This is a genomic window from Deltaproteobacteria bacterium IMCC39524 (genome assembly GCA_029667085.1).
GTDB lineage: Bacteria > Desulfobacterota > Desulfuromonadia > Desulfuromonadales > BM103 > M0040.
The window spans coordinates 342,047-355,702 of the sequence record JARUHJ010000004.1 but is presented as its reverse complement, the minus strand read 5'-3'; the positions used below and the strand labels follow the sequence as shown (position 1 = coordinate 355,702).

Here is a 13,656-nt window from a genome sequence, read left to right as displayed (position 1 = left end):
GCGGATCAACCTGAACCCATCATGGCATAGATGGTACGTATAAAGGAATCCCTCTGTTGGAACAGTGGCTCTTGGAATATGGCTACCCCGCGCTCTTTCTGTTCAGCTTTCTGGCCTCCACGCTGGTGCCGCTTGGTAGTGAATGGTTGTTGGGTGTGCTGCTGCTGAATGGCTTTGACCCAACGATCACTGTGCTGGTGGCAACTCTTGGTAACAGCTGTGGTGCTCTGACGACCTACGCCATCGGGCTCTGGGGAGGTCCCTACCTCACCCAACGTCTTTTGCGGATCAGACCGGAAAGTCAAAGACGGGCTGAGCATCATTTTAACCGTTATGGCAGCTGGGCTTTGCTCTTTTCGTGGCTGCCCGTTATCGGTGATCCCCTTTGCCTGGTTGGTGGTGTTTTGCGTGCCGGACTCTGGCGGTTTATTCTGCTGGTATCGGTCGGAAAGTTTGTTCGTTACCTGGTGGTCGCTAAGCTGGTTCTGGAAGGGACAAAGGCTTTTTAACGCAAAGGTGCAGAGAATAATGGTCCTGAATCCTCTAGTTCCTCTGAAATTTAGAAGGCTTTCCTTTGCGTTCTTTGCATCTTTGCGTTAAACCTTTTTTAAAGGTGTTTTTTAAGGTTTAAATCTTATGGACAAGAATTTCTGGCACAGGCGTTGGCAAAAGAATGAGATCGGTTTTCACATGACCGACCCTCACCATTTCCTGCAGCAATTTTTCCCGCTCTTGCAAACACAACCCACCGACAGTGTCTTTGTTCCACTTTGCGGCAAGAGCCCTGACCTGGTCTGGTTGCGCGAAGAAGGTCTCAAGGTCGTCGGTATTGAATTAAGCCGAACGGCTATCGAGGCTTTTTTCAATGAGAATGATCTGCCCGGCCATTGGACTGATGAGGCGGTTCTCCCCTTTTGTTCCTCTGAAGGGTACAAGCTCTATTGCGGCGATTTCTTTGACTTGACTGCGTCTGAGTTGAGCGGGATTAGCGCATACTACGACCGCGGTGCATTGGTGGCGTTGCCACCAGAGATGCGTGTGTGTTACGTCGCCCATATGGCGGCGCTGATGCCGCCCGGTGGCCGGGTCCTTCTGATCAGTTACTCGTACAATCAGAGTGAAACGAAAGGGCCGCCTTTTTCGGTTTCGCAGCAAGAGCTTGAGACCTTGTTCTCAGAAAGTTTTCGTGTTGAAATTCTGTCAGAAGAGGAGGCCCTCAGGTCGCATCAAGGCCTGGCTGCAAGAGGTGTGACGAAATTGATGGAATATGCGGTCCTGCTGACTAGGAAATAGTGCTTTCGGGAAACCCCTTAGCTTTCCTCCCGCTGCCATGCCGAGCGACTCTTCCAGATCGTATTCCCTGAATAAATCGCCAATCCCATCCAGATGAAAAGGAAACTGACCAGGTGCCCACGGCTGAACGGCTCGTTGTAGAGCCCAACGGCCAGGAGAAAGTGCAGGCTCGGTGTCAGGTATTGCAGAAAGCCGATAGTTGCCAACTGCAACCGACGTGCAGCGGCGACGAAGAGGAGCAGTGGAATGGCGGTGACGATGCCGGAGAGAGGTAGCAACAGGTCGAGTCGCAAGGTCCCTGTCAGAAACGAGCTGTCCTGCTGGGTGGTCAGGTAAATAATATAGGTAAGGGCAAAGGGGCCGAGCAGGAGCGTCTCCACGGTCAGGCCGATCATCGCCTCGACTTGTGCCACTTTGCGCAATAGCCCGTAAAGCCCGAAAGATGAGGCAAGAATAAGGGCGATCCATGGGACCTGCCCGTGGTGAAGGGTTAAGTTCAGGACTCCGATCAGGGCGAGCAACACACTGAACTGCTGCCAGCGGTTCAGCCGCTCGCGCAAAAAGATAAAGCCGAGTAGAATGCTCAAAAGCGGCGTGATGAAATAGCCCAGGCTGGACTGGAGGACTTCGCCATGCTGAACGGCATAGATGAAAACCAGCCAGTTGGTGGCGATCAGGAGTGTAGACCCGCAAAGAGTCAGTAAAACCCTACGGTTCTTGATAGTTGTGCCGACTTGTCCCAGCTGGCGTCGGCAAGTGACGAGAATAAAGAGGAAGACCACAGACCAGAAGATGCGGTGGCAGACAATTTCGAGGGGTGCTGCGCCTTCGAGGGCCTTGAAAAAGACTGGGAAGGAACCCCAGATCAGGTAGGCAGTCAGGCCAAGCAGTACACCGATGCGCGAGTTGTGATCTGCCTCTGACGTTGTGGCTTGGTTGTTGCCCGCGAGGGGTTCGGTTGCTTTCATCGGTATCATCACTAAAGAGGGACACTTCGATTGAAGTGTCCCTCTTTTATTTCAGGTTGACGTTCTGCCAGTTACTTCTTCTTTTGAGCCTGCTTGAAAAGATCCGCAAAAGAACCCATGCCACCCGTAGCCTTCTCTTCGTAAGAAGTCTCCATCGACTCTTCCGATTTATCGCGAACCGAAGCCAGGGAGATCCTCTTCTCGTCAAGGTCGATCTTCTCAACGCTGACCTGTATCTCCTGGCCGAGCTTCAGTACATCCTGGGGATGTTTGATGCGCTGATCACCACCAATCTGCGAGATGTGCAGCAGGCCGTCAATGCCTTCTTCCAGAGTGACAAAGGCGCCGAACTTGGCCAACCGTGACACGGTGCCGGTGTGGGTCGACCCGGGAGGATAACTGGTTTCGACCTTGCTCCAGGGGTTGGCGAGGGTGTCACGCAAGCTGAAGGAGAATTTTTCATTCTCCCAGTCACAGCGTTTAACGGCAACTTCGAGTTCCTGGCCAACTTGCAGAACCTCTTCAATGTTTTCCACCCGGCCGTAGGAAATCTCGGAGATAGGCAGCAACCCCTCGAGACCGCCGATATCAATAAAGGCGCCAAAGTCACGGATGTTGGTGATGGTGCCGGAAACGACCAGCCCCTCTTTGAGGGTTTTCATCAGTGCGGCCTTCTGTACTTGACGTTCCTCTTCGAGGATGACGCGATGAGAGACGACGATGTTGCGACCCTGCTCGGCAAACTGGGAGATGCGGAAAGAGCGGGTGGTGTCGATGACGTCTGCCGATTCTTCCTGACGACGCAGACCTAGCTGGGAGAATGGGCAGAAAGCACGAACGTTGCCCGGCAGTTTGATCTCGTAACCGCCCTTGATCTCTTTTTCAATGCGCCCTTCTACGGGGATGCCGTTGCGCCAGGCCTCTTCCAGCTGTGCTGTTCCGGAGGAGCCGCCGCCGAGCCGGGTGGTGAATCGCAACTCACCGCCTTTACGGGACATGAAGTAGGCGCTGACAGTGTCACCCACGGCAACGGTCAGGTTGCCTTCGTCATCAAGGAACTCTTTACGGTCGAGAACGCCTTCACCCTTTTGCCCCACATCGAGAAACAGCCACTCGCTGCCGATCTGCAAAACGGTGGCATCGATCTTCTGGCCTGGTTCTAGTTGCGTTTTGCCAACCATGCTCGCTTCGAACATTTTGGCAAAATCACCCTCTTCACTCATGTCTTGATCGTCAAATGTTTCGTCACTCATAAGCTTCCTCGTTTAGATTTATGAATTTGAATCAATATTATAAGCATGTTTATCACACCTGTCATGACTTAAGAAGTGACCTTTGCGGTTAATCTCTCGATTTATGTGCTAAACCTGCTATTGTGCCAGCAGTTGAGATCGACAAAGGCGTATCATCCACCGACATTTAATATATGGACAGCTTATGAAAAATTATGACGTCATCGTCGTTGGCGGTGGCCCGGCCGGACTCTTTGCCGCTGGTTTTGCTGCGCGTAAAGGTGCCAAGGTGCTGTTGCTGGAGAAGAATTCACACTGTGGTGCAAAGATCCTGATTACCGGCAAAGGACGTTGTAATGTCACGCACAGTGAAGATGACCCGCGCAAGTTCGTTGAACACTTCGGGCGGAATGGTAAAGCCTTGCTGACTGCGCTCTATGCTTTCGGTGTCAAAGATGTCGTCTCATTTTTTGAAGAACAGGGTGTGCCGCTCAAAGTTGAGCGTGGTGGTCGCATTTTCCCAGACAAAGGTGAAGCCAAGGATGTGCAGAAGGCCGTGATCGCCTTTGCACGTGACGCCGGAGTAGAGATGCGTACTTCCTGTACGGTGAAAAAACTACGGATTGAAGATGATATCATCAAGGCCCTGGAAACCACAGCCGGTGCTTTTTCGGCAGATAACATCATTGTCGCGACCGGCGGCCTGTCTTATCCGGAAACCGGGTGCACGGGTGATGGTTATGCCTGGGCCAAAGCTTGCGGGCATCGCGTGGTGAAGCCTGAAGCAGCCCTGGTGCCGGTGAAGCTTAATGACGCCTGGACTGCCGAGGTCAGCAACTTCAACCTGAAGAATGTCCGGATTTCGCTCTGTGTTGATGGCAAGAAGGTCGACGAGCGTTTCGGTGAAGCCTTCTTTACCCGCGCAGGAATCGGTGGGCCGATTATCCTCGACATGAGCAGTCGTATCCGTGATGAGCTCAAGAAGGGAGAGGTGAAACTTCTTCTCGATTTAAAGCCGGCGGTTGCTACGGAGCTATTCGACAAACGTTTACAGAGAGAGCTGGCTGAGCAGAGTAATCTGGAGTTTGGCAAATCCCTCGGCGGCCTGCTGCCGCGCGATATGATTCCGGTTTTCTTGCGACTGGTTGGCATCGATCCGAAAAAAAAATGTCATTCGGTGACGAAGGTGGAGAGGCAGCGCTTGCTTAAGCTTTTCAAGGAGCTTGAGCTGAGTGTCTCAAGTTGCGCAGGCTTCCGTAAGGCGATTGTCACCTCCGGGGGCGTTTCCCTGAAAGATATCGATATGCGCAGCATGCGCTCGAAGCGGGTGAAGAATCTCTTTTTCGCCGGTGAAATGATCGATCTCGATGGTCCTACCGGTGGTTTCAACCTGCAGGAGTGTTGGTCGACGGGGTACCTCGCGGGAATCAGCGCAGCGGAGGCGTAATTCCGGTCGCTGTAGACTTTGTGTCCGTCTATAAATCTGTTAAACTGATTTTCTTACCTGGAGTGTTGGGCTTTCCCATTCTGGGAACGTTTGGACAAACTCTTACTGGAGATACAGGAGGTTACAATGCAGGATTGGGGCAACGGTCCCTCGAGTGAAGACTTTGAAAAGAAAGTCATCGAGATAAAGAACCATTTCAAGAATAAGTTTGGCCAGCAAAAGGGCTTCTTGCCGATAGTGATCATAGCTTTTTTGATCCTCGTTGGCGGATACAGCAGTATGTACGAGGTCGACACGGAAGAGACTGGCGTCGTACTAAGGTTCGGCAAATTCCACAGTTTTGCGGAACCGGGGCTGCATTTCAAAATACCTCTCGGTGTTGACCGGGTTTACCTGGTGCAGACCGGTCGTGTTCTGAAAGAGGAATTCGGCTTTCGTACCGTCAAGCCTGATGTCCGTTCCACCTACACCAAGAAGGGGCTCGAAGAAGAGTCTTTGACCTTGACCGGTGATCTGAACGTCAGTGACGTCGAGTGGATTGTCCAGTTCCAGGTTTCCGATCCGTTCAAATTTATTTTCCGCATCAAAGATCCGGTCGGGACCATCCGTGATATTGCCGAAGCCATGGTGCGCAAGGCGATCGGCAACGCCAACGTTACCGAGGTTTTGACCACGGAACGCGCCTTGCTGGCCAACGAAATCCAGGTAGATCTGCAATCAACCCTCAATAATTATGACATCGGTGTGCGCATCGTTACCGTCAAGTTCCAGGATGTAACGCCACCTGATCCGGTCAAGGCGGCTTACAACGAGGTCAATGAGTCTGAGCAGCAGCGTGAAAGCCTGATCTTCCAGGCTCGCGAGCAATTTAACAGAGAGGTTCCCCGCGCCCGTGGTGAGGCCAAGAAAGTTCTTCAGGAGGCGGAAGGTTATGCCGTTGAGCGTGTCAACAAGGCTCGCGGCGAGACCAACCGTTTTCTTGCTCTGCTGACCGAGTATCGCAAGGCGCCTTCGGTGACCCGGAGTAGAATTTACCTGGAAACACTTGAAGAGGTCCTGCCCCGCTTGGATGAAATCTATGTTATGGACGCCAAAAACGCTGGGGCACTGCCGTTGCTGCCCTTGCGCAAAGCGTTGGAAGGAGGGGCCAAATAATGAAAGCTCCCATTATCTTTGTCATTATTATTGCCGCGCTTTTTGTCGGCGTGGATGGTCTCTACGTAGTTAATGAAGCAGAGCAAGCGATTGTCACCCAGTTCGGTAAGCCGGTGGGTGATGTCTCTGAGTCTGGTCTGCACTTCAAGATCCCTTTTGTGCAGAAGGTCAGCCGCTTTGAAAAGCGCATCCTGAAATGGGATGGTGATCCGAACCAGATCCCGACCAAGGACAAGAGATTCATCTGGATTGATACCACGGCTCGTTGGCGCATCAAGGATCCACTTCTGTTCTATACCACGGTTGCCACCGAGCGCGGCGCTATGAGCCGCCTCGACGATATCATTGATTCTGTGGTGCGCGATGCCGTCTCCGGTCGTCTGCTGGTGGAGCTGGTACGCGGTAGCGATTATGAGGTCCGAGATGGCGGCGGCGAAGAGCGCTTCGAGGTAGAAGGTGTCGAGGTCGCCAAGGAGAATCTGGTGGGGCGCGAAGAGATTATGGCGGGAATCCTCGACAAGGCCCGTGCCAACACTCCTGATTACGGCATTGAATTGCTCGATGTGCAAATCAAACGCATTAACTATGTTGAGCAGGTACGAACCCGGGTCTACGAGCGTATGATCAACGAGCGTAAAAAGGTTGCCGCCCAGTACCGCTCCGAAGGCGAGGGCGAGAAGGCTGATATCCTCGGCCAGATGGAACGCGAGCTCAAGGAGATCAGCTCCGAGGCCTATCGTAAGGTTCTCGAGGTGCGTGGTGGTGCTGATGCTGAGGCTGCAGCGATTTACGCTGAGGCTTATAACCAGGACAAAGAGTTCTATACGTTTCTGAGGACTCTGGAATCTTATAAAAAATCGATCCAGAAGAACGGCCGTTTGGTGATATCCACTGACTCGGATTATTATCGTTATCTGAAAGAAGCGAAGTAAACATTTAACCCTGTTTGCTTGAAAGATGATGAAGGGGACTGGCTCCGCAGGTGCCTGTCCCCTTTCTTTTAATGGAAAATTCATGGCCAAACCCTGGAAGACAATAGAAAGTATTGATACGGACGAAGGTGTCCTTGAGCTGCGTCAGCGCGATGAGCGGGATTTTTTGATCACCGTTGGTGGCCTGGTGTTGATGAACAGCATGGCGAACCGTTCCGAAGTGGTTCTCGGCCAACTCGGTTGCCAACATCTCAAAAGTCATGCTGCACCCCGGGTGCTGGTTGGTGGGCTCGGTATGGGCTGTACTCTCCGGGCGGTTCTCGATTCACTGCCTGTAACTGCAGAAGTCGTTGTTGCCGAGCTTAACCCGGTCGTACTCGATTGGTGTCGGGGGCCCTTGTCCAGATTGACTGATGGCGCTGCGAGCGATCCGCGGGTTCGCGTCGAGATTGGCGACGTGGCTGACCTGGTTCGAAATACGGGACGGAAAGGCGGCTTGGAAAAATTTGATGCCATCGTCTTTGACCTTTACAAGGGACCGCATTATCATACCCACAAGATCAAAGACCCCCTCTACGGCAGTCGTGCGATTGACCATGTGAAAGCTGCTCTGAATCCCGGCGGCATGTTTTCCATCTGGGGCGAGAATTATGATGAGGGCTTCGACAAGCGTCTTTGTGCCACTGGCTTCACTGTCAGCCACGAGCGGCCCGGACGGGGAGGCTTTCGTCACGTGGTGTTTCTGGCCAAGCTGCCACTCTCCAGAACCAAACAGCCGCTGACTCATAGGAAGAATTAACTCGAATCTTTTGACAGAGATCGCTGCTAAAAGACTTTTACAGGAAAAGCAATGTCCTCTCGATCAATCCGTGACCAGCGTTCACAGCAACTTGCCCAGATTGTAGCCGCTGGCGTTGGCCGCACTCTGTTTGATGCCCCGATTGCCGATCATAACAGTTGGCAGATTGGCGGTCCTGCCGATCTGTTGGTTGAGCCTGAAACGATTGCGCAGGTTGCGCGCGTGGTCTCTTTTGCCCGTCTCCACGACATCCCCCTGATGGTGATTGGCCAAGGCACGAACCTGCTCTTTGATGACTCCGGGCTGCGCGGTATTGTCCTCAAGCTCGGTAAAAGCCTGTCCCGTGTTGCGATCTCTGACAACAGGATTATCGCCGAAGCCGGCGCCTGGGTCCCTGGTTTGGCCCGCAAAGCGATGCTCGCCGGCCTGGCGGGGTTGGAACACACGATTGGTATTCCCGGAACGCTCGGGGGCTTGGTCCTGATGAATGGCGGCAGTCAGCGTAAAGGCATCGGTGAAAACGTGCGCCGGGTCTGGATTGTCGACCAGCATGGCAAGCAGTTGGAGCTCAACCGGGACGAGTGTGCTTTTGCTTATCGTCGCAGTGCTCTGCAGGGTAGCGGCACCGTGGTGGTTAAGGTGGAGCTGCAATGTGAACGGCAGGAACCGCGGAATATTCGTAAAATGATGTTGGAGGATTTGCGTGAGCGTCGCCGCAAATTCCCACGCAAGCAACCCAACTGTGGCTCTGTATTTCTCAGCACTAGCGAGATGCACGCCAGCGTCGGTCCTCCAGGCAAGGTCATTGAAGATGCCGGCCTGAAAGGAACACGCATCGGCAAAGCTGAAGTCTCTCGTCAACACGCCAATTTTATTGTCAATCTCGGGGGCGCTACATCAGAAGACGTTTTGAACCTGATTGCACATATCCGCAAGGTTGTGCATGAACGGATCGGCTTTGACCTGTGTTGTGAAGTACGCTACGTGTGCCCGACCGGAGACATCATCCCTGCCCATCAAGCCGTGATCTGAAGCATGGCACTTAAGACGATCTTTTGGTTTTGTTCCAGGAGTGATTAATGAACGATCGCGATGAGGTCATTCTTGAAACGGGAAATGTTCGGGTCCGCATCCTGGTTCTCGACCCCGGCGAGGCTACGGCCTGGCACTTTCACTCGGAGGTGACTGATCGGATCCTTTGTCTGCAAGGCTTGATTGCCGTGGAGTATCAGGACCCTCGGGAGTCTGTTCAGCTTGCTTGCGGAGAGCGTTGCGAGGTTGCGGTGACGCGGGTACACAGAGTTGTTAATATGTTGCCTGAAACGGCAAAATACCTGCTGGTTCAAGGTGTGGGTCGTTATGATTTTAATGCTGTTGAGCTTTAGAGGCAGGTTTTTTCACAATTTCTTTAGCGCAGTGGCTCAAAAAGTGCGTCAAGACCGTTCAGTTTAAACTCGTAGACCGCCTGCAACCTCCTGCCTACCTGGCCTTGCGGAAAACCTTTACTGGCAAACCAGACCAGATAATCCTCCGGCAGATCGATGATCAGCCGCCCTTCGTATTTGCCGAACGGCATACGCGCCTTCACCAGTTCGAGTAACTCCGTGTGATCAAAATCAGGGCTCTCGCTCATCATCTTTTAAGTGCCTCGATCAGGGCTGCCAGGTCGGCGAGGTTGTGAACCCGTTTCATCTTCGTGATCCGTTTCGAGAAGGCCGGGGTGTCAATGAAGGACATGACGTTTTTTACCTTGTCGAGGATCTGTCGTTCACCGCAGAAAAGATCACTATAAAGTCTGAGCAGCTCCTTCAGATAGCGATGCAACATGAGGGCGGTTTCTGTTTCCGTTGGCTCTTCGGTGTTTTGCTTGCGCAGGCGTTCAAAGAGCAGCGGGTCGGCAATCGCGCCCCGCCCGAGCATCAGCCCGGCGGCACCGGTCTCTTCAAGTATGCGCAATCCCTGCTCTGCCGTGCGGATATCACCATTGGCGATAACCGGTATGGATAGCTCACCTACGACCCGTTGCGTGATCCTGTGGTCTGCTGATCCCGCGTACTTTTGCGTGACTGTGCGTGGGTGTATGATTAGAAAATCGACCTCGGCGGCAGTAATCAACGGCAGCAGGGCAAAAATCTCCTCGGGGTCTTTGTATCCCGCCCGTAGCTTGATCGAGAACGTCCCGGAGATGGCCTGGCGTAAAGCCGGCAGCATTTCGGCAAGAATCTCGGGATACTGCAGCATGGCGCCACCACTTGCGCCGCTGGCCGTGCGCCCGTAGGGACATCCCATGTTCAGGTTGATATGCAGGGCGCCGGCGGCTTCTGCGTGCTCGGCCGCCTTCACCAGGGCCTGGCTGTTATTGCCGACCAGCTGTGCGACCAAGGGCACGCCTCCGGTGGTACTGACGGCTTCTTTCAGGTCGTTTTTGGACAGATGTTTACGGCCGACGCTGCTGACACGCATGAACTCGGTGAAAACCACGTCGGGGCGAACCCAGTCAATAAACAGAGAGCGTGTCGCGCGGTTGGTCAGACCCTGCAATGGGGCGAGCATGAGTGGCTTTTTTTCAGAATCCCAGGGCAACGCACGCAGGCCATGCTTTGTCTTCGGTAGAGGTTGTGCAACGGGCATCTTCAGGTCTCTTAATTCAGTGATTGCGCTTCGCTTGAGGGGGGGGTCGCTATGGCACTTTGATTCCTGCCGGCCTGCTTGGCTGCGTAGAGCGCTTTATCTGCCATGGCAACCACCTGGGAAGGTGAGATGCCTTGATTGGGGATCACACTGGCGATGCCAGCGCTTACAGTCACGTTTGATGATACCGGTGAATCTTCGTGTACAAGTTCCAGTTCCCGAATCCGCTCATGCAGATTCTCTGCCAGCTCCACAGCCCCTTGCAGATCGGTATGCGGCAGGATAGCGACAAACTCCTCACCTCCGTAGCGAGCAAGCAGATCACCGGGTCGACAAAGGGCGCTCTGCAGTGCCCATGCGACCTTCTGCAGGCAGACATCGCCCTCCAGGTGGCCGTAGTGATCATTATATTTTTTGAAGTGATCGATGTCGATCATAATGACGGAAAAAGGTTGCTGCTCGCGCTGCTCTCTTAACCATTCGCGGGAGAGAAATTCATTGAATGAGCGCCGATTGGCCAGGCCGGTCAAGCTGTCGGTTGTGGAAAGTCTTTCCAGCTCCCGGTTCATCTCGGCCAGGCGATCGTTGAGAACCAGCAGATCTTCTTCACGAGCCTTGCGCTGATTCATCTCTGCTTTTAAACGCAGGGCTGAGCGGATTCTGGCGAGGAGCTCGGTATGGCTTGGAGGCTTGGTGATGTAGTCTGAAGCGCCGGCTGTAAAGGCTGCTTCCAAGCCGTCAAGATGGTCGGCGCCACTGATAACAATAATCGGAATGTCGCAGAAAAGCTCATGATCAGAAATTTCCCGGCAGGCGTCGATACCGCTTTTGCCGGGCAGGTTGATGTCGAGCAGGATCAGGTCGAGGTCGGTGCTGGTTGTCTCCGAATCGTAAAAGCCGATGGTTTTGTACGCATCCTCGATAGACTCGCAGAGAATCAGCTCTGTGTAGCCGACTTCGTTGAGAAGATCGCTAATGAAGGTACGGGAAACCAGAGAATCATCAACAATCAGAATACTCATTTTGCCACCATAAAGAGGGTCAACCTGTTTGCCTATTGTATAGAATAACGTAAAGATCGAAAAGTGAAAGGCTGTGGCCTGGATAACTGAGAAAGTCCTCCTGTCTGTGACCTCAATTATTCAAAGCGTCGAGTCCTTCCCAACGGGCATAGGTTTCAGCAAGCTCAGTTTCGAGTCTTTCCAATCGTGCCGTGGTTTCAGCGACCTGCTCTCCGGCGTTGCGATAAAAATCGGAGTCAGCCATTTTTTCATGGAGTTCAGAGATTTCAGTCTCTAGCGCGTCTATCTTTACCGGTAACTCTTCAAGTTCATGCTTCTCTTTGAACGTCAGCTTGCGGGCGCGTTCTTTTTTGGGCTTCTCCTTGGTCGCCTCAACCACTGGCCGCGGTTCTTCGGTCTCTTCCTTTTGGCGCAACCATTCATCGTAGCCGCCGACGTACTCGTTTATCTGGCCGTTGTCTTCGAAGACGATTGTGCTGGTGACCACCCGATTTAAGAATGCCCGGTCATGACTGACCAGAAACAGGGTTCCCTTGAAGTCGGCGAGTAACTCTTCCAGCAGGTCGAGGGTTTCCAGGTCCAGGTCATTGGTGGGCTCGTCAAGCACCAGGACGTTAGCTTCCCGGGTGAAAAGCCGGGCAAGTAAAAGCCGGTTGCGTTCCCCACCGGAAAGAATGCGTACCGGGCTACGGATGCGGTCAGGTGTGAACAGAAAATCCTGCAGATAGCCGATGACATGCCTGGCTTTGCCGCCAACCACCACCGTATCCTGTTCGCCGGCGAGGTTCTGCTGTACCGTCAGTTCCGGGTTGAGTTGCTCCCGCAGTTGATCAAAATAAATTGTCTGCAGGTTTGTGCCAAGTTTGACTTCACCCTGTTGCGGCTGCAACTCGCCGAGAATCAACTTGAGCAGGGTGGTTTTGCCCACACCGTTGGGGCCGATGATGCCGATCCGGTCACCGCGAATGACGGTCGTTGAAAAGTCCTTGACCACGGGGGCCTCGCCATAGGCGAAGGAAAGTCCTTTTACTTTAGCGACCAGTTTTCCGCTGCGATCGGCTTCCTGCAGGTTGAAGTTGGCTGTGCCGAGGCGTGCGCGCCTTTGACTGCGCTCTTCTCGCATCTTCTTCAACTCGCGGACCCGCCCCTCATTACGGGTGCGTCGTGCCTTGATCCCTTTACGGATCCAGACTTCCTCTTCCGCCAGCTTCTTGTCAAAGCGGGCGTTCTCCTGGCTCTCGGCGTGAAGGTGCTCTTCTTTGCGGAGCAGAAAGGTGTCGTAATCGCAGGCGAAGTCGTACAGGCGGCCACGGTCTATCTCGACGATACGGGTTGCCAGATTACGTAAAAAGGCCCGGTCGTGAGTGACAAAGACCAAGGTGAGGTTCTCGCGTTTGAGGAATCCTTCAAGCCAGGTAATCGACTCGATGTCCAGGTGGTTGGTCGGCTCATCAAGTAACAGGATGTCGGGATTAACAGCAAGAGCCCGTCCGAGAAGAACCCGTCGCATCATCCCTCCCGAGAGACCCTGCACCGGCAGATCGGCTTCGAGCTTGAGGCGGGAGAGAACCTGTTCAATCTGCTGCTGCAGAGCCCAGCCATCACAACTCTCCAGCTTATGTTGAATCTCGGAGAGTTCCTTGTGCAGATCAGACTCTCCCTGCTCCATACGCAGGCTGAGTTCGTGGTAACGGTTCAGCAGCGAGCCCGCCTGGCCAAGTCCTCCGGCGAGTGCTTCATAAATGGTCCCCCGCAGGTTGCGGGGCACGTCCTGTTCGAGGCGTGCGACGCGCAGCCCCTGTTGACGATCTATGACGCCATCATCAGGTGGAAGCTCGCCGGAAATCACTTTGAGCAGGGTCGATTTGCCTGTGCCGTTGCGACCGAGCAAACAGATGCGTTCGCCCTTGGAAATGCGCAGGGAGACGTCCTCGAAAAGACTCGGGCCCCCGAAGGCCAGACTGATGTTGCGGAGATTAATAAATGCCATGAATACTCTCTTCCCGGATAATCGTGAGGGATTATGGCAGAGTGACGTTGCCATGCAAAGGAAAATGGTTTTCTTCTTACTTTCTGTCATGTAACAGCCGTCCTCTTTAAGGACGTCTGCGAGTGTGAATCTGCACGAAGATATTTAAAATTTGCTCGGCCGATGATTTTATCCTGCGCCCGAGCCG

At 53.5% G+C, this 13,656-nt stretch carries 14 protein-coding genes; 8 read left to right on the top strand and 6 right to left on the bottom strand.

Annotated features, from left to right (window positions below):
* Nucleotides 1-56: 56 nt before the first annotated feature.
* The gene (locus P9J64_12015; protein MDG5469047.1) at nt 57-509 is read left to right on the top strand and encodes a DedA family protein; all 453 of its coding nucleotides are present in this window, start codon (nt 57-59) and stop codon (nt 507-509) included.
* A gap of 127 nt (nt 510-636) precedes the next feature.
* On the top strand, nt 637-1,293 hold the full coding sequence (locus P9J64_12010; protein ID MDG5469046.1) for a thiopurine S-methyltransferase: 657 nt from the start codon (nt 637-639) through the stop codon (nt 1,291-1,293).
* Between the two features lie 17 nt (nt 1,294-1,310).
* On the opposite strand, the gene rarD is transcribed toward P9J64_12010, so the two are convergent.
* Both rarD and rpsA read right to left on the bottom strand, forming a co-directional pair.
* The gene (rarD, locus tag P9J64_12005; protein ID MDG5469045.1) at nt 1,311-2,261 is read right to left on the bottom strand and encodes an EamA family transporter RarD; all 951 of its coding nucleotides are present in this window, start codon (nt 2,259-2,261) and stop codon (nt 1,311-1,313) included.
* A gap of 71 nt (nt 2,262-2,332) precedes the next feature.
* Nucleotides 2,333-3,514 (bottom strand): 30S ribosomal protein S1, encoded by a 1,182-nt coding sequence (gene rpsA / locus P9J64_12000; protein MDG5469044.1) that lies wholly within the window; start codon nt 3,512-3,514, stop codon nt 2,333-2,335.
* Between the two features lie 184 nt (nt 3,515-3,698).
* Here rpsA and P9J64_11995 point away from each other — a divergent pair, with 184 nt between their 5' ends.
* The 6 genes from P9J64_11995 (at nt 3,699) to P9J64_11970 (ending at nt 9,211) form a co-directional block, all read left to right on the top strand.
* Nucleotides 3,699-4,940, top strand: coding sequence for an NAD(P)/FAD-dependent oxidoreductase (locus tag P9J64_11995; protein ID MDG5469043.1), 1,242 nt, complete (start codon nt 3,699-3,701; stop codon nt 4,938-4,940).
* 126 nt (nt 4,941-5,066) lie between these two features.
* On the top strand, nt 5,067-6,095 hold the full coding sequence (gene hflK, locus P9J64_11990) for an FtsH protease activity modulator HflK (GenBank protein ID MDG5469042.1): 1,029 nt from the start codon (nt 5,067-5,069) through the stop codon (nt 6,093-6,095).
* Nucleotides 6,095-7,027 carry a protease modulator HflC gene (gene hflC / locus P9J64_11985; GenBank protein MDG5469041.1) on the top strand — a complete coding sequence of 311 codons (933 nt, stop codon included), beginning with the start codon at nt 6,095-6,097 and terminating at the stop codon, nt 7,025-7,027. The genes hflK and hflC overlap by 1 nt, the downstream gene beginning before the upstream one ends.
* Before the next feature lie 82 nt (nt 7,028-7,109).
* On the top strand, nt 7,110-7,826 hold the full coding sequence (locus P9J64_11980) for a spermidine synthase (GenBank protein ID MDG5469040.1): 717 nt from the start codon (nt 7,110-7,112) through the stop codon (nt 7,824-7,826).
* Between the two features lie 51 nt (nt 7,827-7,877).
* Nucleotides 7,878-8,858, top strand: coding sequence for a UDP-N-acetylmuramate dehydrogenase (murB, locus tag P9J64_11975; protein ID MDG5469039.1), 981 nt, complete (start codon nt 7,878-7,880; stop codon nt 8,856-8,858).
* Nucleotides 8,859-8,905: 47 nt separating this feature from the next.
* Nucleotides 8,906-9,211, top strand: a complete 306-nt coding sequence (locus P9J64_11970) for a hypothetical protein (GenBank protein MDG5469038.1) — start codon at nt 8,906-8,908, stop codon at nt 9,209-9,211.
* Nucleotides 9,212-9,234: 23 nt separating this feature from the next.
* On the opposite strand, the gene P9J64_11965 is transcribed toward P9J64_11970, so the two are convergent.
* The 4 genes from P9J64_11965 to P9J64_11950 all read right to left on the bottom strand — a co-directional run bounded on the left by P9J64_11965 (nt 9,235) and on the right by P9J64_11950 (nt 13,469).
* Nucleotides 9,235-9,459, bottom strand: coding sequence for a DUF3820 family protein (locus tag P9J64_11965; GenBank protein ID MDG5469037.1), 225 nt, complete (start codon nt 9,457-9,459; stop codon nt 9,235-9,237).
* Entirely contained in the window at nt 9,459-10,457 is a 999-nt protein-coding gene (locus P9J64_11960; GenBank protein ID MDG5469036.1) for a tRNA-dihydrouridine synthase family protein, read from the bottom strand. Before P9J64_11960 ends, P9J64_11965 begins: the two co-directional genes overlap by 1 nt.
* Before the next feature lie 11 nt (nt 10,458-10,468).
* A complete protein-coding gene (locus tag P9J64_11955; GenBank protein ID MDG5469035.1) occupies nt 10,469-11,479 on the bottom strand; it encodes a diguanylate cyclase in 1,011 nt (336 codons plus the stop codon).
* A 112-nt stretch (nt 11,480-11,591) separates the two neighbouring features.
* Nucleotides 11,592-13,469, bottom strand: coding sequence for an ATP-binding cassette domain-containing protein (locus tag P9J64_11950; protein ID MDG5469034.1), 1,878 nt, complete (start codon nt 13,467-13,469; stop codon nt 11,592-11,594).
* Nucleotides 13,470-13,656 lie beyond the last annotated feature (187 nt).

Bases quoted from the DNA above. Each gene is read 5' to 3' on its own strand.
- murB (MDG5469039.1), top strand. From the start codon at position 7,878: ATGTCCTCTCGATCAATCCGTGACCAGCGTTCACAGCAACTTGCCCAG.
- hflK (MDG5469042.1), top strand. From the start codon at position 5,067: ATGCAGGATTGGGGCAACGGTCCCTCGAGTGAAGACTTTGAAAAGAAA.
- P9J64_11980 (MDG5469040.1), top strand. From the start codon at position 7,110: ATGGCCAAACCCTGGAAGACAATAGAAAGTATTGATACGGACGAAGGT.
- rpsA (MDG5469044.1), bottom strand. From the start codon at position 3,514: ATGAGTGACGAAACATTTGACGATCAAGACATGAGTGAAGAGGGTGAT.
- P9J64_11950 (MDG5469034.1), bottom strand. From the start codon at position 13,469: ATGGCATTTATTAATCTCCGCAACATCAGTCTGGCCTTCGGGGGCCCG.
- P9J64_11955 (MDG5469035.1), bottom strand. From the start codon at position 11,479: ATGAGTATTCTGATTGTTGATGATTCTCTGGTTTCCCGTACCTTCATT.
- P9J64_11960 (MDG5469036.1), bottom strand. From the start codon at position 10,457: ATGCCCGTTGCACAACCTCTACCGAAGACAAAGCATGGCCTGCGTGCG.
- P9J64_11965 (MDG5469037.1), bottom strand. From the start codon at position 9,459: ATGAGCGAGAGCCCTGATTTTGATCACACGGAGTTACTCGAACTGGTG.
- rarD (MDG5469045.1), bottom strand. From the start codon at position 2,261: ATGAAAGCAACCGAACCCCTCGCGGGCAACAACCAAGCCACAACGTCA.
- P9J64_11995 (MDG5469043.1), top strand. From the start codon at position 3,699: ATGAAAAATTATGACGTCATCGTCGTTGGCGGTGGCCCGGCCGGACTC.
- P9J64_12010 (MDG5469046.1), top strand. From the start codon at position 637: ATGGACAAGAATTTCTGGCACAGGCGTTGGCAAAAGAATGAGATCGGT.
- hflC (MDG5469041.1), top strand. From the start codon at position 6,095: ATGAAAGCTCCCATTATCTTTGTCATTATTATTGCCGCGCTTTTTGTC.
- P9J64_11970 (MDG5469038.1), top strand. From the start codon at position 8,906: ATGAACGATCGCGATGAGGTCATTCTTGAAACGGGAAATGTTCGGGTC.